This is a genomic window from Rhizobium sp. Rhizsp42 (assembly GCF_047304155.1).
Classification (GTDB): Bacteria; Pseudomonadota; Alphaproteobacteria; order Rhizobiales; family Rhizobiaceae; genus Rhizobium.
The window spans coordinates 1-13698 of record NZ_JBGLYS010000030.1 but is presented as its reverse complement, the minus strand read 5'-3'; the positions used below and the strand labels follow the sequence as shown (position 1 = coordinate 13698).

At 63.8% G+C, this 13698-nt stretch carries 10 protein-coding genes and 2 pseudogenes; 6 read left to right on the top strand and 6 right to left on the bottom strand.

Translation table 11 applies throughout. From position 1 onward, the window contains the following. Positions 1–3: 3 nt before the first annotated feature. Both ACCD05_RS23825 and ACCD05_RS23820 read right to left on the bottom strand, forming a co-directional pair. Positions 4–3324: a DUF2126 domain-containing protein gene (locus tag ACCD05_RS23825; RefSeq protein ID WP_413395787.1), complete on the bottom strand. Its 3321-nt coding sequence runs from the start codon at positions 3322–3324 to the stop codon at positions 4–6. A 162-nt stretch (positions 3325–3486) separates the two neighbouring features. After that, positions 3487–4488, bottom strand: coding sequence for an NAD-dependent epimerase/dehydratase family protein (locus tag ACCD05_RS23820; protein ID WP_413395785.1), 1002 nt, complete (start codon positions 4486–4488; stop codon positions 3487–3489). A gap of 115 nt (positions 4489–4603) precedes the next feature. On the opposite strand from ACCD05_RS23820, the gene ACCD05_RS23815 reads away from it, so the two are divergent. Then, positions 4604–5233 carry a TetR/AcrR family transcriptional regulator gene (locus ACCD05_RS23815; protein ID WP_413395783.1) on the top strand — a complete coding sequence of 210 codons (630 nt, stop codon included), beginning with the start codon at positions 4604–4606 and terminating at the stop codon, positions 5231–5233. A gap of 17 nt (positions 5234–5250) precedes the next feature. Here ACCD05_RS23815 and ACCD05_RS23810 read toward each other — a convergent pair whose 3' ends face one another. From ACCD05_RS23810 to ACCD05_RS23800, 3 genes are all read right to left on the bottom strand, one after another. Beyond that, on the bottom strand, positions 5251–6630 hold the full coding sequence (locus ACCD05_RS23810; RefSeq protein WP_413395782.1) for a sensor histidine kinase: 1380 nt from the start codon (positions 6628–6630) through the stop codon (positions 5251–5253). Then, positions 6627–7331: a response regulator gene (locus ACCD05_RS23805; RefSeq protein WP_413395780.1), complete on the bottom strand. Its 705-nt coding sequence runs from the start codon at positions 7329–7331 to the stop codon at positions 6627–6629. The genes ACCD05_RS23810 and ACCD05_RS23805 overlap by 4 nt, the downstream gene beginning before the upstream one ends. Before the next feature lie 71 nt (positions 7332–7402). Continuing rightward, positions 7403–9253, bottom strand: coding sequence for a TPR end-of-group domain-containing protein (locus ACCD05_RS23800; protein WP_413395778.1), 1851 nt, complete (start codon positions 9251–9253; stop codon positions 7403–7405). A gap of 206 nt (positions 9254–9459) precedes the next feature. On the opposite strand from ACCD05_RS23800, the gene ACCD05_RS23795 reads away from it, so the two are divergent. Both ACCD05_RS23795 and ACCD05_RS23790 read left to right on the top strand, forming a co-directional pair. After that, positions 9460–10500 (top strand): ABC transporter substrate-binding protein, encoded by a 1041-nt coding sequence (locus tag ACCD05_RS23795; protein ID WP_413395873.1) that lies wholly within the window; start codon positions 9460–9462, stop codon positions 10498–10500. A gap of 266 nt (positions 10501–10766) precedes the next feature. Next, positions 10767–11171 (top strand): annotated as a pseudogene (locus ACCD05_RS23790) (response regulator); the annotation flags it as partial. Between the two features lie 154 nt (positions 11172–11325). Here ACCD05_RS23790 and ACCD05_RS23785 read toward each other — a convergent pair. Continuing rightward, positions 11326–11526, bottom strand: a complete 201-nt coding sequence (locus tag ACCD05_RS23785; protein WP_018899795.1) for a hypothetical protein — start codon at positions 11524–11526, stop codon at positions 11326–11328. Between the two features lie 326 nt (positions 11527–11852). Here ACCD05_RS23785 and ACCD05_RS23780 point away from each other — a divergent pair, with 326 nt between their 5' ends. From ACCD05_RS23780 to ACCD05_RS23770, 3 genes and pseudogenes are all read left to right on the top strand, one after another. Further along, positions 11853–12797, top strand: a complete 945-nt coding sequence (locus ACCD05_RS23780; RefSeq protein ID WP_111563451.1) for a Bug family tripartite tricarboxylate transporter substrate binding protein — start codon at positions 11853–11855, stop codon at positions 12795–12797. After that, on the top strand, positions 12794–13285 hold the full coding sequence (locus ACCD05_RS23775) for a tripartite tricarboxylate transporter TctB family protein (RefSeq protein ID WP_413395776.1): 492 nt from the start codon (positions 12794–12796) through the stop codon (positions 13283–13285). The genes ACCD05_RS23780 and ACCD05_RS23775 overlap by 4 nt, the downstream gene beginning before the upstream one ends. Before the next feature lie 22 nt (positions 13286–13307). After that, positions 13308–13634, top strand: a pseudogene (locus ACCD05_RS23770) (tripartite tricarboxylate transporter permease); the annotation flags it as partial. Positions 13635–13698: the final 64 nt, after the last annotated feature.

Below are 13698 nucleotides of genomic sequence, written 5' to 3'. Positions count from 1 at the left end.
CGTCTAAATGCCTGCCGGTCTTCTCAGATCCAGCGTCAGCGGGAACTCCGGCGATCCGGTCTCGATCGCGGGGATATAGCCGCCCGATGTATGCCCCCATGGCTCGAATCGCGCCAGACGCCTAGCTTCGGCTTCGTTACCATTGACCGGGAAGGTGTCATAGTTACGCCCGCCCGGATGGGCAACATGATAGATGCAGCCGCCGATCGAACGCTTCGACCATGTATCATAAATGTCGAAGGTAAGGGGCGTGTTGACCGGCAGTAGCGGGTGCAATCCCGACGCCGGCTGCCATGCCTTGAAGCGGACGCCGGCGACCGAGACGCCGGCCGTTCCCGTCGGCGTCAGCGGCACGGTGCGGCCGTTGCAGGTGACGGTGTAGCGGGACGAATTGCTGGTCTCGAGCCGCACCTGCAGGCGCTCGACGGAGCTGTCGACATAGCGCACGGTGCCGCCGATCGCGCCTTCCTCGCCCATGACGTTCCAGGGCTCCAGCGCCTGGCGCAGCTCCAGCTTCGAGCCCTCGTATTCGACTTCGCCGCAGAAGGGGAAGCGGAATTCGAGCTGCGCCTTGAACCATTCCGGGCTGAGGTCGAAGCCGTTCTGCTTGAGATCGGCCAGCACGTCCTGAAAATCCTGCCAGACGAAGTGGGGCAGCATGAAGCGGTCGTGCAGCGTGGTGCCCCAGCGCACGAAACGGCCATCGGCCGGGTTTTGCCAGAAGCGGGCGATGAGAGCGCGAACAAGAAGCTGCTGCGCCAGCGACATGCGCGCGTTCGGCGGCATTTCGAAGCCGCGGAACTCGACGAGGCCGAGGCGGCCGGTCGGCCCGTCGGGCGAAAACAGCTTGTCGATGCAGATCTCGGCGCGGTGGGTGTTGCCGGTGACGTCGATCAGGAGGTTGCGGAACAGGCGGTCGGTGATCCAGGGCAGGGGTGTGACACCCTTGCCGGGCGCGGGGATCTGGGCGAGTGCGGTTTCCAGCTCGTAGAGGCTGTCGTGGCGGGCCTCGTCGATGCGCGGCGCCTGGCTGGTCGGGCCGATGAACATGCCTGAAAACATGTAGGAGAGCGAGGGATGGCGCTGCCAGTGCAGCACGAGGCTCTTCAGCAGGTCGGGACGGCGGAGAAACGGGCTGTCGCCGGGATTGGCGCCGCCGACTACCACATGATTGCCGCCGCCGGTGCCGGTGTGGCGGCCGTCGATCATGAACTTGTCGGCGCCGAGGCGCGACTGGCGCGCTTCCTCATAGACGACGCTGGTGATCGCCACGCAGTCCTGCCAGTTGGAGGCCGGGTGGATGTTGACCTCGATGACGCCGGGGTCGGGAGCGACGCGGATGACGTTGATGCGCTCGTCCTGCGGTGGCGAATAGCCCTCGATATGGACGGGCAGGCCGAGCTCGGCGGCGGCGTTCTCTGCGGCCGCGATCAGTTCAAGATAATCCTCGATGCGCTCGACCGGCGGCATGAAGACGCAAAGCCGGCCGTCGCGCGGCTCCACCGAAATGGCGGTGCGCACCGCGCCGCCGATCTCGCCCAGCGTCTGCTCGACGCGGCTCTGGCCGGCCTCCTCGCTATGGCGCGAGGCTTCCGGCATGGCGCGGCCCGAGGGCACGAAGACATCGGGCAGAGGCGTGCGGGGGATAGAGGGGTCGGCGGGGTGAATATAGGGGAAACGGGCGGGCGGCACGTAGGGCAGGGTGCCGAGCGGCAGGCGGTAGCCAACGGGGCTGTCGCCAGGCACGAGGAAGATCTTGCCGCGACGGGTCTTCCACCGCTCGCTCATCCAGCGCTGGCCGGATGCCTGGGCGTTCCAGGCCTGCACGGGGAGGATATAGCCTGTCGGCGTGGTCAGGCCGCGCTCGAAAACGCGGGCGATGCGGTTGCGCTCTTCCGGGTCCTTGAGCTTGGAATTGGAGGGATCGACATTGTCAGGGAGGCTGCCTTCCTTGAGGATCCATTCGGCCGGGTCCTCATAGGCCGGCAGCACCATGTCGGTGTCGATGGCCAGTTCGCGAGCGATGGCGCCGAGGAGGTTGGCGGCGTCGTCGGCCGCGACGCCGGTGTCCTTGCCTTCGCCGGCGATGAGCTCGGGATTGCGCCAGATCGGCTTGCCGTCCTTGCGCCAGTAGAGCGAGAAGGTCCAGCGCGGCAAGCTTTCGCCGGGATACCACTTGCCCTGACCGTAATGCAGGAAGCCGCCCGGGGCGAAGCGCTCGCGCAGCTTGCGGATCAGGATATCGGCCTTTTCGCGCTTGGTCGGGCCGACGGCCTCGGTGTTCCATTCGGCGGATTCGAAATCGTCGATCGAGACGAAGGTCGGCTCGCCGCCCATGGTGAGGCGAACGTCTTCTGCTTGCAGGATGCTGTCGACCTTGGCGCCGAGCGCATTTAGCTCGTCCCAGCTGTCGTCGGAGAAAGGCTTGGTGATGCGCGGATGTTCGGCGACGCGCGTGACCTTCATATCGAAGGCGAATTCGGTGTTGGCGTGGCCGTAGAGCGCGCCGGAGATCGGGGCGGCGTTGCTATAGTGCGGGGTGGCGGCAAGCGGGATGTGGCTTTCGCCGGTCAAGAGGCCCGAGGTCGGGTCGAGCCCGATCCAGCCGGCGCCGGGGATGTAGACTTCCGCCCAGGCGTGGAGATCGGTGAAATCGACCTCGGTGCCGGAGGGGCCGTCCAGCGCCTTCAGATCCGGCGTCAGCTGGATGAGATAGCCGGAAACGAAACGGGCGGCGAAGCCGAGATTGCGCAGGATTTCGACCAGCAGCCAGCTACTGTCGCGGCAGGAGCCGAGCGCCAGCTTCAGCGTCTCCTCCGGCGACTGCACGCCGGGCTCCATGCGGATGACATATTCCACGTCGTTCTTGAGACGCGCATTGAGGCCGACGATGAAATCGGTGGTTCGCATCGGCGTGCGGTCGATGCCTGAGAGATAGGCTGCCAGCGCCGGCTCCACCGGCTGCGGCTGCATGTAGATCTTCAGGTCGTCCCTGATCTCCTCGGGATAGGAGAAGGGCCACATTTCGGCGCTCTCCTCGATGAAGAAATCGAAGGGGTTGTAGACCGTCATGTCGGCGACGAGATCGACCTCGATCTTGAACTCGGTCACCGGGTCGGGAAAGACGTAGCGGGCCAGATAATTGCCGTAGGGATCCTGCTGCAGGTTCACGAAATGGTTCGCCGGCGAGACCTTCAGCGAATGGCTGATCACCCGCGTCTTGGAATGCGACGCGGGCTTGAGGCGGATGATCTGGGGCCCGAGGCGGACCGGCTTGTCGTATTTGTAATGCGTCAGGTGATGAATGCTGGCTTTGATCGACATGGACTGCCTTATCCGCGGCCGCATCGTTGTACGGCATTTGCTGTTCCCGGGTGCAGTGTGTGCAATGCAGCGAGAGAATGCAAGGCGGAAGGGGAGCCGGCTTACGGCGCTATCCGCCGAAGCCGGTCATGTCACCCACTGGGCGGAACCCGCTTTTTTTCTTCAGGAGCGCGACATGGCATCGATCCCCTCCTGCCAGGTCAAGCGCGGTTCATAACCGAGATGACGCTGAGCCTTGTCGGTGCGCAGCGTGAAGGGTTTGCCGATCAATTGCAGCATCTGGCGGGTGAGCGGTGGCTCGCCGCCGAGATGCAGCAACCGCCAGATCATTTCCATCACGGTGGACAGTCGCCAGGCCATTGCAAAGGAGACGGATTTATCCTTCGCCGTGACGCCCTGCGTGGCCAAAAGCGCGCTCAGCACGCTCTTCAATGTGCCCTTTTCGTCATCGGCGACGAAATAGGCCTGCCCGCCACGCCCGCTATCGGCCGCTAGCAGCAGCGCTTCGACGAGGTTGTCGACGTGACAGGTGGACATGGCCTGCGTGCCGCCACCCACCCATTGCCATTGCCCCTTGCGGACGGTGGCTGCCATCTGCTCCAGCATGGGCATGTCCTTGCCCCAGATCATCGGCGGGCGGATCGCCATCGTTTCAAAGCCCGGACGGCGATTGTTGGCGGCCAGCAGGCGCGCTTCTGCTTCGGCCTTTGAACTGTTGTAGGGCGCGAAGCCGCGCTGCTGCGTCGGTGCGGTCTCGTCGATCTCGACCAAGGCGACCGGATCGCCCATGACGACCGCCGCGGCGCTGACGTAGATCAGCTTGCGCACCGAGGAAGCGGCGACCGCTGCGGCGATCAGATTGTCCATGCCATCGACATTGACGGCGTCAAACTCGCGACGCGTGCCCCAGAGCTTGAACATGGCGGCGGCGTGGAAGACGACGTCGCAGCCTTCGAGACCCGCCGACAGGGCTTCGCGGTTGCCGATATCGCCTGAGACCGGTGTGGCGCCGAGTGCCGCAACGGCGGCCATGCTTGCGCTGCTTCGCGCCAGCGCGCGCACGTCCCAGCCTCGGGCGACCAGTGCCCGGATCAGCCTTCCGCCGACGAAGCCGGACCCGCCAGTTACGAAGGCAATGCGTCTTCTGATTTCGATGTCGGCCATGTTGCACCTCCTGTTTCCTGGAGATGATGTAAATCATGCTCGAACAAAATTCAACGAACAAAATATGAAATTTGTTCGTTGTGGAAATGCGACGGCAACTGGGTTATGGAGAGCCATGAGCAAGGAAACGAATATGGCCGACGACGGCCTGACAACGACGAAGATCTTGGATGTGGCTGCCGCGCAGATCAGACGCCACGGGCATGTGAAGACGAATATCGTCGACATCGCCAAGGCTTTAGGCACCTCGCACACCACGATTTACCGGCATTTCCGCTCCAAGGCCGAGGTCTTCGACGCAATCGTCGCTGCTGCGATGAAGGACGAAGAGGCGCTGGCGGAGCGCTTCGTCGCGTCCACGGTGCCGGCGGCCGAGCGCCTTTTGGGCCTGGTGCTTGCGCTGCACCGCCGCAAGCGGGAGAACTTCGTCGATGATTTCGAGGTCTACCAGCTCTACCGGCGGATCGTCGACGAGCGGCCGGAACTCGTGCGGACCTATGCGGCGGCGATGACACGGCTCCTCGCCGCGATCATCGAAGACGGCGTGCGGCGCAAGGAATTCACGGTTGACGATATCGGCGCTGCCGCCGAAGTCGTTCGCGACGCCGTGACTGTTTATGTCCATCCCGCCCATGTCGAAGCCGCGATGAAGGCGGGCGTGAACTTGGAGCCGTTGATCCGGCGGATGATGATGGCGCTGACCGCGGCGCTGACGAGCGGCGTGTCGTTCGCCGCTGCAGAGTAACCGGGAGGGAGGCTGCGTCAGCTCCGCGGAAACATCACCACTGCCTTCAACCCTCGTCCATCACCACCGGGAACTAGGTCGAGCCTGGCATTGAACAACCCGCAAATCTCCTCGACGATCGGCAAGCCCAATCCAGCACCTGGGGCGCCGGATTGGTCGGCGCGGGAGAAGCGGCGGCGGACGGCGGCGAGCTGGTCGGGCGGGATGCCGGGGCCGTTGTCTTCGACTTCGAGCAGCACGGCATCGTCGAGACCACGAATGCGGACGGTGACTTCGGCGCCGTGGCCGGCATAGGCGATGGCGTTGCCTGTGAGGTTGCGCAGGAGTTCGCCGATCAGAAGCGGTTCGGCGCGGATCATCTCCGGCCCGTCGCACTCAAAGCCGAGATCGATGCCGGCGGCGGATGCTATCGGGATGAGCTCACCGGTGATCTCCTGGGCGATGGCGGTGAGGTCGATGGCGGTCGCCGTCAGTGCCTCGCGCGAGGTGGCGGCGTCGATCTTCGCCATCAGCAGCAGCTGTGCGAGCACGCGCTCGGCATGCGCCACGGCCTGGTCGCCCTTCAGCGCCACGGCCTGGGCGTCGGCGAGCGAGGTGGCGCGGGCAGACAACGCAAGTTGCGTGCGGATGATGGCGAGCGGGGTGCGGAGCTGATGGCTGGCATTGCCGGTGAAGTTGCGCAGCGCGTCCAGCGCCTGCTCCAGCCGGATCATGAAGCCGTTGACGGTATCGACCAGCGGCTGCACTTCGCTGGGCACGGATTGCTCGATCGGGTGCAGGTCGTCGGGGCTGCGTTCGCCGATTGCGTCACGCAGCTTGTAGAGCGGGCGCAGCGCTACCGTTACCGAGATCCAGACGATGATGGCGGCGCCGAGGATCATCACGGAGAGGCGCAGCGCCGAGCGTAGCAGGATGGCGCGGGCGAGCTGGCGGCGGGCGATGGTGGTTTCGGCGACGGTGACGGTGAAGGGAACCGAGCGGATGCCCGTCGAGGCCGAGCGGTTGAGGGTCGCGACACGGATCGGTTCGTTGCGGAAGCGATTGTCGGCGAAGGCAGCACCTTCGCCTTTGGTGTCCTTGATGACGGGGAGCGCCTGGTAGCCGGTGATGAAGTGGCCGGGTGGGCCGTCGACGCGGTAGAAGACGCGGTCCTGCGCCGCCGATGTCAGCATTTCCAGCGCGACATAGGGGATGTCGACCTGCAACGAGCCGTCCTCGGCGACCACGACGCGCTCGGCGATTGCCAGCGCCGAGCCGGCGAGAACGCGGTCGGAGACGATGTTGGAGGTCTGCACGGCTTCGCGGTAGGTATCGGCCAGCGCCACGATGCCGATGACGGCGGTGGAGATCAGCAGCCAGAAAAGGAGGCGGCGGCGGAGCGAATAGGCCGACGTCATGAGGCCTCGGGGGCGGTCATATCGGATGCGGGCTCGGGCAGCTTGTCGAGATAGTAGCCGATCCCCCGCGCGGTCTTCACCGTGAGCCCATGCGGGGCGAGACGCTTTCTGAGGCGGCTCACATATTGCTCGATGGCGTTGGCGGAGATGTCGTCGTCGAAGGCGGTGAGCGACTGGATGATCGCTTCCTTGGCAACCACCTTGCCGGCGCGCATGAAGAGGATTTCGAGCAGGCCGAGTTCGCGGGCGGGGATATCGAGCGGCGTGCCGCCTGAGAAGAAGGCGCGCGAATTCAGATCGAGCGACAGGCCGCCGAAGCTGACGGTGGCCGAATGCAGGCCGGCCTGGCGGCGCAGGAGGACGCGCACACGGGCCTCGAATTCGGAGATGTCGAAGGGCTTGATCAGGTAGTCGTCGGCGCCAAGGTCGAGGCCTTTGACGCGCTCTTCCGGGGTCCCGCGCGCGGTGAGGATGAGGACGGCGGCCTGGTTCTGGCGGGCGCGCATGGCGCGCAGCACGTCTAGGCCGTCCATCTCGGGCAGGTTGAGATCGAGAACCACGAGGTCGAAGCTCTCGGCCGCCGTCACCGCATTGGCGGATGCGCCGTCGTTCACGACATCGACGGCATGGCCGGTGCCGCGCAGAATGGCCGACAGCCCGTCAGCCAGCGCGATATTGTCCTCCACCAGTAGAATGCGCACGGATCCTCCCCTCGATCTCGCCGGAGACTACAGGGCGGCGCTGGCGATGTCACGATGCGCTTTTTATGGCTTCACTGCTCAGCGATGGCTGCCATCAGCTCGATGAAGCGCGGGTCGGAGCGGATGTTGTCGAGGTCTGAATCGTTTTCGAACCAGCCGATCTGGTAGGAGGAGCTGTTGGGCAGCAATTGCTGCATATGCTCGACGGCGCGGTCGGCTTCTCCGAGCAGAGCGTGGACGCAGACGGCGTTGTAGCGGGTGATGACGTCGTGCGGGTCCATAGCGAGCGCGCGGTTGATCCAGGAGATGGCGCGCCTGGTGTCGCCGATCTGCGCGTAGGCAAGTGCCGCGCGGTGGACGGGGGCGGAGTTGCCGGGGTTCTGTTCGGCGGCGCGCTCGGCGCGAACCGCCCCTTCTGCTGCCCATTTGCGGCCATCCTCGGGCAGTCCGAGCGAGCGGAAGGCCGCGGCGAGCAGGACCGGGGAGACGTAGTCATCGCCGTAGAGGCTGGCGGAACGCTCGAAATAGATGATCGCATCCTCGAACTGGCCACGCTTGAACAGGCGGTGGGCGAAGTGGAAATTGGCCTCGAAGAGATTGGGATCGAGCGCCAGCGCCTTGGCGAAATAGATGTCCGCTTCTCCGTCGCGGGCGGCGTGATGCAACGCGATGGCGCGGGCGGCATGGGCTTCGGCGAGATTGGGGTCCAGCGCCAGCGCCTTGGCGGTCATCTCGAGGATCTCGTCGATCGGCAGCTCGGCGGCGTACCAGATGTAAAGCGCGCTGTCGCAATCGGCGATGCCGGCATAGGCGCGGGCATAATTCGGATCGAGCTCGACTGCCTTGTAGAACATGCGCCTCGCCATGATCAGATAGGACATGGTCATGGTGCGGGCGAATTTGCGGCCGCGCAGATAGTAGGTGTAGGCCTCGACATTGGTGGTGGGGTCGCTTTCCAGCGCGCGCACTTCCTCCGGGCGCATCTTGACCTTCAGCTGGCCGACGATCGCATGGGCGATCTCGTCCTGGATGGCGAAGATGTCGGTGAGGTCGCGGTCGTAGCGATCGGCCCAGAGGTGGTCCTCGTTGCTGGCGTCGATCATCTGGGCGCTGATGCGCACGCGGCCGCCGGATGTGCGCACGCTGCCCTGCAGCACATAGCGCACCGAGAGCTCGCAGGCGATCTGGCCAATCTTCATGGCCCGGCCCTTGTAGGCGAAGGTGGTGTTGCGCGGGGTGACCAGCAGGCCCGAGATCTTCGATAGATCGGTGATGATGTCTTCCGTCAGGCCGTCGGAAAAATACTCCTGATCCGGGTCGCCGCTCATGTTGGTGAAGGGCAGCACGACGATCGAGCGCGTGCCGGCGATGGGCGTTTCGGACGCCACGCCTGTGCTCTGATCGGGGAGATCGACGAGCACGGCGTAGACATGGACCTTCTGCTCGATGTTCTTCAGCGTCTGACGGCCGCGATCCTCGAAGCGCAGGTCGAGACGGGCGCCGACATGGTCGCGGACCGAGGAGGAGACTGCAATGCCGCCGGGGTCCGCGACGGCTTCGAGACGAGCGGCGACATTGACGCCGTCGCCGAAGATATCGCCGCCCTCGACGATGACATCGCCGAGATTGACGCCGATGCGAAAGCGGATGCGGCGTTCCTCGGGCACCTCGGCATTACTGACCGCGATGCCGCGTTGGATTTCGACGGCGCAGGCAACCGCGTTGACGACACTTCCGAATTCCACCAGCAGGCCATCGCCGAGCAGCTTCACCACCCGGCCGCCATATTCGAGGATCGCCGGCTCGATTAGCTCGACGCGGTGACGGTTGAAGGCCTTCAGCGTGCCAGCCTCGTCGATTCCCATCAGCCTGGAATAACCGACGACATCGGCGGCGAGAATGGCTGTCAGTCGTCGCTCCAATGCGGCCTCCGCGTGATAGGGCAACTGGGTCGCGGGAAGTCTAACGTCTTTGGCGCTGATTGTCGCGCGCGACAGTTACGCCTTTGGGCGGGCATTGAGCATGGGCGGCATCGCGCGCCGCTGGATAGCGCGGGTGGTGCTCACTTGTGCCTGATCGCGCAGTCATGCATTCTCATCGCATGAGGAGACTGCCACTACTTGCGTTGATGTTGCTCTGTCCGGGCTTGGCCCTGGCGGAGCCGATCTTCTATCCGGCGGTGTCGGGCAATGCCGGGGCACCCGTGCTCGTCGTCTATTCGTCGCTGGACGAGCCGCTGGCGCAGCCGATGATCCGCGGATTTCAGGAGGCAAATCCCGACGTCGCCGTCACCTACGAGGACATGCTGACCGGGGAGATTTACGATCGCATCGTGCAGGAGACGGACGCGGGGAAGCCGACGGCGGATTTCGCCTTTTCGTCGGCGATGGACCTGCAGGTGAAGCTTTCCAACGACGGCTATGCGCAGCCGAGCAACCTGCCGATGAGCGGGATCTGGCCAAAATGGGCGAACTGGCGCAACACCGCCTATGCGCTGACCTTCGAGCCGGCCGTCTTCGTCTATCACAAGCCGAGCTTCGTCAATGAACAGCCGCCGAGCTCACGCGCCGAGTTCGTCGATTATCTGAAGCGCAAGGGCGATGCGGTGCATGGGCGGATCGGCACCTATGATATCGAGCGCTCCGGCGTCGGCTTCCTGTTCATGGCGCGTGACCAGGAGCAATTCGGCGATATCTGGTCGGTCATCGGCGCCATGGGGGCGGCGGGGGTGAAGCTTTATTCGACGAGCTCGGCGATCCTGGAGCGGGTCTCCGACGGGCGTTTCGTGCTCGGCTACAATATTCTCGGCTCATACGCGGCGGATTGGGCCAAGCGCCATCCAGAGGTCGGCATCGTGCTGCCGAAGGACTATACGGTCGTGATGTCCCGGATCGGGCTGGTGCCGCAGGCGGCGGCCAATCCGGAGCTCGGGCGGCGCTATCTTTCCTTCTTCATGTCGAAGGAGGGGCAGACGATCATGGCGCGCGAGCTGCAGATCCCGGCCGTCAGCCCCGAAGTAACAGGCGAAAACACCGCCAACACCATGCAGGCGCTGCTCGGTGCGCAGTTGAGGCCCGTGCCTGTCAGCCCCGGCCTGATGGTCTATCTCGACCAGGTGAAGCGGGCGCGGCTGATCGCGCATTGGAACGAGGTGCTGCGCACGCAGTAAGTGCTAAATCAGCGTCAGATAAGCGCTGGGCGTGTTGTTTTGGTGCATTTATATCGGATGGGTTGCATAAGTATATTTTCGCCCGATTTCATCGGTTTTGCCGGGACATCCGGGATTTGTATTGAACATTTAAAGCCCAAAATTGGTATGGCGCGGCTACTATTCTTTTAACCCTCGGGCTCCATATTAGGAAATTGGAAAGGTCGGGAACCAATCGCGGCGTCACGCGTTTTCGAGTTTCAGGCTGGCATGCATTCCACAGATATGGGCACTACCGCATGAATATTCTTATTGTCGAAGACGAATTGTTGATCGCGCTCGATCTCGAATCCATCGTCGAGGATCTCGGTCACACCGTCATCGGCCCGGCCCGAACGCTGGACGAAGCGCTGGAGCTTGCCGAGCAGGCAGAAGTGGCGCTGGTGGATGTGCAGCTTGCCGATGGCGTGACCGGCCCCGCGATCGCCGAGCGTCTTTCCAGCGAGCATGGCGTGACCGTCGTCTTCGTCACTGGCAATCCCGAGATGGTGCGCAACAGCCGCAGCGCCGTCGGCGTCGTCTCCAAGCCGCATTGGCCGGAGAAGGTATCGGAAGCGCTCGATTACGCGGCCGCGATCCGTTTCGGTAAATCGCTGATCTCGCCGCGCTTCCTGATGCCGCTGGCGTCGTGAGACGCCGGGCGGCTCTCTAAAATCTCATTTGTCTGATGTTAAAGTAGGTCCGCCTCGGCGTCGTATGATGCCCTATGTGCGGGCCACTCGATAGCGCGCCCGCGGTGTCCGCCGGGGATGGGTGTTTTGACCTGTTCGCGCTGCGCTCCGCTTGTTAGCGGAAGCGGCAGGGGCGCTGGGCGTTCGAGAGCAGTTCCTGCTTGGTCGCAAACGAGCCGAAGAGCTTGAGAAGACGCTGCTCCTCTTCCTTTTCCAGCCGGTGACGGCGCGAAAAATCGGCGACGCTCCACACTTCCCGCAGGCGGTCATTCTGGCGGTCGTCGTTGATCTGGTTGATGTCGATGTGCGTGCTCATGGCGCAAATTCCCCTATTACATCAGTCTAACGTCGAAAGGCGACAAGGGTTCCCTGCGCGCACGAGAAATCCGCTGTTTCTGGCGCAAATTCGAATTGCGGCAAAAAAGTGTCCATCCTGACTGGATAAGCGCGGGGTGTCAGCTAAATGACAGCTTGTTGTGGTCCCTTTTGACGAACTTCAACTCCGTGGAGGCGGATAGGGGAAGTTTCGGGAGGAGTTTCGCCAGATATTTCGGATGCGCTTTCGCATCCATGCGCGCTGTCCTTTCCGATCCGATCGAGAACAACGCGCGGTCACAGACCGCGCTCATGGAGGACAGTCTCTTGAAGCATATTTTCCTGACCAGCATTTTCGCGGCGGCCATCGCGCTGCCGGCCTATGCCGCCGACTATTCGATCATGGCGCCTGCCGCTCCCGGCGGCGGCTGGGATCAGACGGCCCGCACCATGCAGACCTCGCTGCAGAGCGAGAAGATTTCCGGCAAAGTTCAGGTCATGAACGTGCCGGGCGCCGGCGGCACGATCGGCATCGCCCAGTTCGCCAGCCAGCAGAAGGGCAATCCGAACGCCCTGCTCGTCGGCGGCTATGTCATGGTCGGCGCCATCCTGACCAACAAGTCGCCGGTGACCCTCAAGGACGTTACCCCGATCGCCCGTCTGACCGGCGAATACGAGGCCATCGTCGTGCCGGCGAATTCCGATATCAAGACGGTCGCCGATCTCGTCGCCAAGCTGAAGGAAAATCCGGGTGCGGTTTCCTGGGGCGGCGGTTCGGCCGGCGGCACCGACCACATTCTCGTCGGTCTGCTCGCCAAGGCGGCCGGTGCCGATCCGACCAAGATCAACTACATCGCCTTTTCCGGCGGCGGCGAGGCTCTGGCCGCCATCCTCGGCGGTCAGGTGACGGCCGGCGTATCGTCCTATGGCGAATTCGAAGGCCAGATCAAGGCTGGCGCGCTGCGCCTGCTGGCGATCTCTGCCGACAAGAAGGTCGACGGCATCGATGCGCCGACGCTGAAGGAATCCGGCTTCGACGTCGTGCTGCAGAACTGGCGCATGGTTGCCGCTGCTCCCGGCCTTACCGACGAGCAGAAGAAGGCCGTGACCGATGATGTCGAGAAGCTCGCCAAGTCGAAGACCTGGCAGGACAACCTGAAGACCAAGGGCTGGATGGACACCTATCTCTCCGGTCCGGAATTCGAAGCACAGCTCGCGCAGGACATTTCCGCGACGGAAACGATCCTGAAAGACATCGGACTGGTTAAATGAACCCCGAAAACCAAGTGACATCGCAACAGCGCCGCCCTGATTGGGCGGCGCTTGTTATTGCCGCCGTGCTGGTCGCCATGGCGGCCGTCGTCTTCTTCGACGTGGCGCGCCTCAACGAGACGACGGGCTATTCGCAGGTCGGCCCGGCGACGGTGCCGCACTGGATCGCCTACGTTCTCGTCGGCCTGGGGATCTGGACCGTCTTTGCCGCGTTCCGTCGCGATTTCCCCGAGCGCGAGCGCCAGGAGTTTGGCCCGGTGGTCTGGGTCGTTGCCGGTCTCGTCGCGCAGATGGTGCTGATCCGGCCGCTCGGCTTTTCGATCGCCACAGGCGCCCTGTTCGGACTTGCCGCCGCCGGCTTCGGCGCCCGCAGGATCTGGATCAGCATTCCTGTCGGCATCGTCATCTGTCTCGGCATCTACTGGCTTTTTGCCGTTGTGCTTCAGCTTTCGCTTCCGGCGGGACCGCTGGAACACCTGATCCATTGACGGGAGCCTTGAGAGTAGCATCATGAGCACATTCGAATTTCTTCTACAGGGCCTGGTCTCGGCGATGGAGCCGATGAACCTGCTCTATGCGCTGATCGGCGTCACGCTCGGCACCATGGTCGGCGTGTTGCCCGGCATCGGCCCGGCCACAACAGTGGCGCTTCTTTTGCCCGTCACCTACCAGCTCGACGCGACCGGCTCGCTGATCATGTTCGCCGGCATCTATTATGGCGGCATGTATGGCGGCTCCACGACATCGATCCTCCTGAACACGCCCGGCGAAAGCGCCTCGATCGTCACGGCGCTCGAGGGCAACAAGATGGCGCGGGCCCCGGGCCGGCGGCCCCCCCGCCCCCCCCCCCCGCGCCCCGGCGAATGATAGGGGCGCGGAGGGCCCCCCGGGGGAAATAAAA

Bases quoted from the DNA above. Each gene is read 5' to 3' on its own strand.
- ACCD05_RS23825 (WP_413395787.1), bottom strand. From the start codon at position 3,324: ATGTCGATCAAAGCCAGCATTCATCACCTGACGCATTACAAATACGAC.
- ACCD05_RS23820 (WP_413395785.1), bottom strand. From the start codon at position 4,488: ATGGCCGACATCGAAATCAGAAGACGCATTGCCTTCGTAACTGGCGGG.
- ACCD05_RS23815 (WP_413395783.1), top strand. From the start codon at position 4,604: ATGAGCAAGGAAACGAATATGGCCGACGACGGCCTGACAACGACGAAG.
- ACCD05_RS23810 (WP_413395782.1), bottom strand. From the start codon at position 6,630: ATGACGTCGGCCTATTCGCTCCGCCGCCGCCTCCTTTTCTGGCTGCTG.
- ACCD05_RS23795 (WP_413395873.1), top strand. From the start codon at position 9,460: ATGTTGCTCTGTCCGGGCTTGGCCCTGGCGGAGCCGATCTTCTATCCG.
- ACCD05_RS23785 (WP_018899795.1), bottom strand. From the start codon at position 11,526: ATGAGCACGCACATCGACATCAACCAGATCAACGACGACCGCCAGAAT.
- ACCD05_RS23775 (WP_413395776.1), top strand. From the start codon at position 12,794: ATGAACCCCGAAAACCAAGTGACATCGCAACAGCGCCGCCCTGATTGG.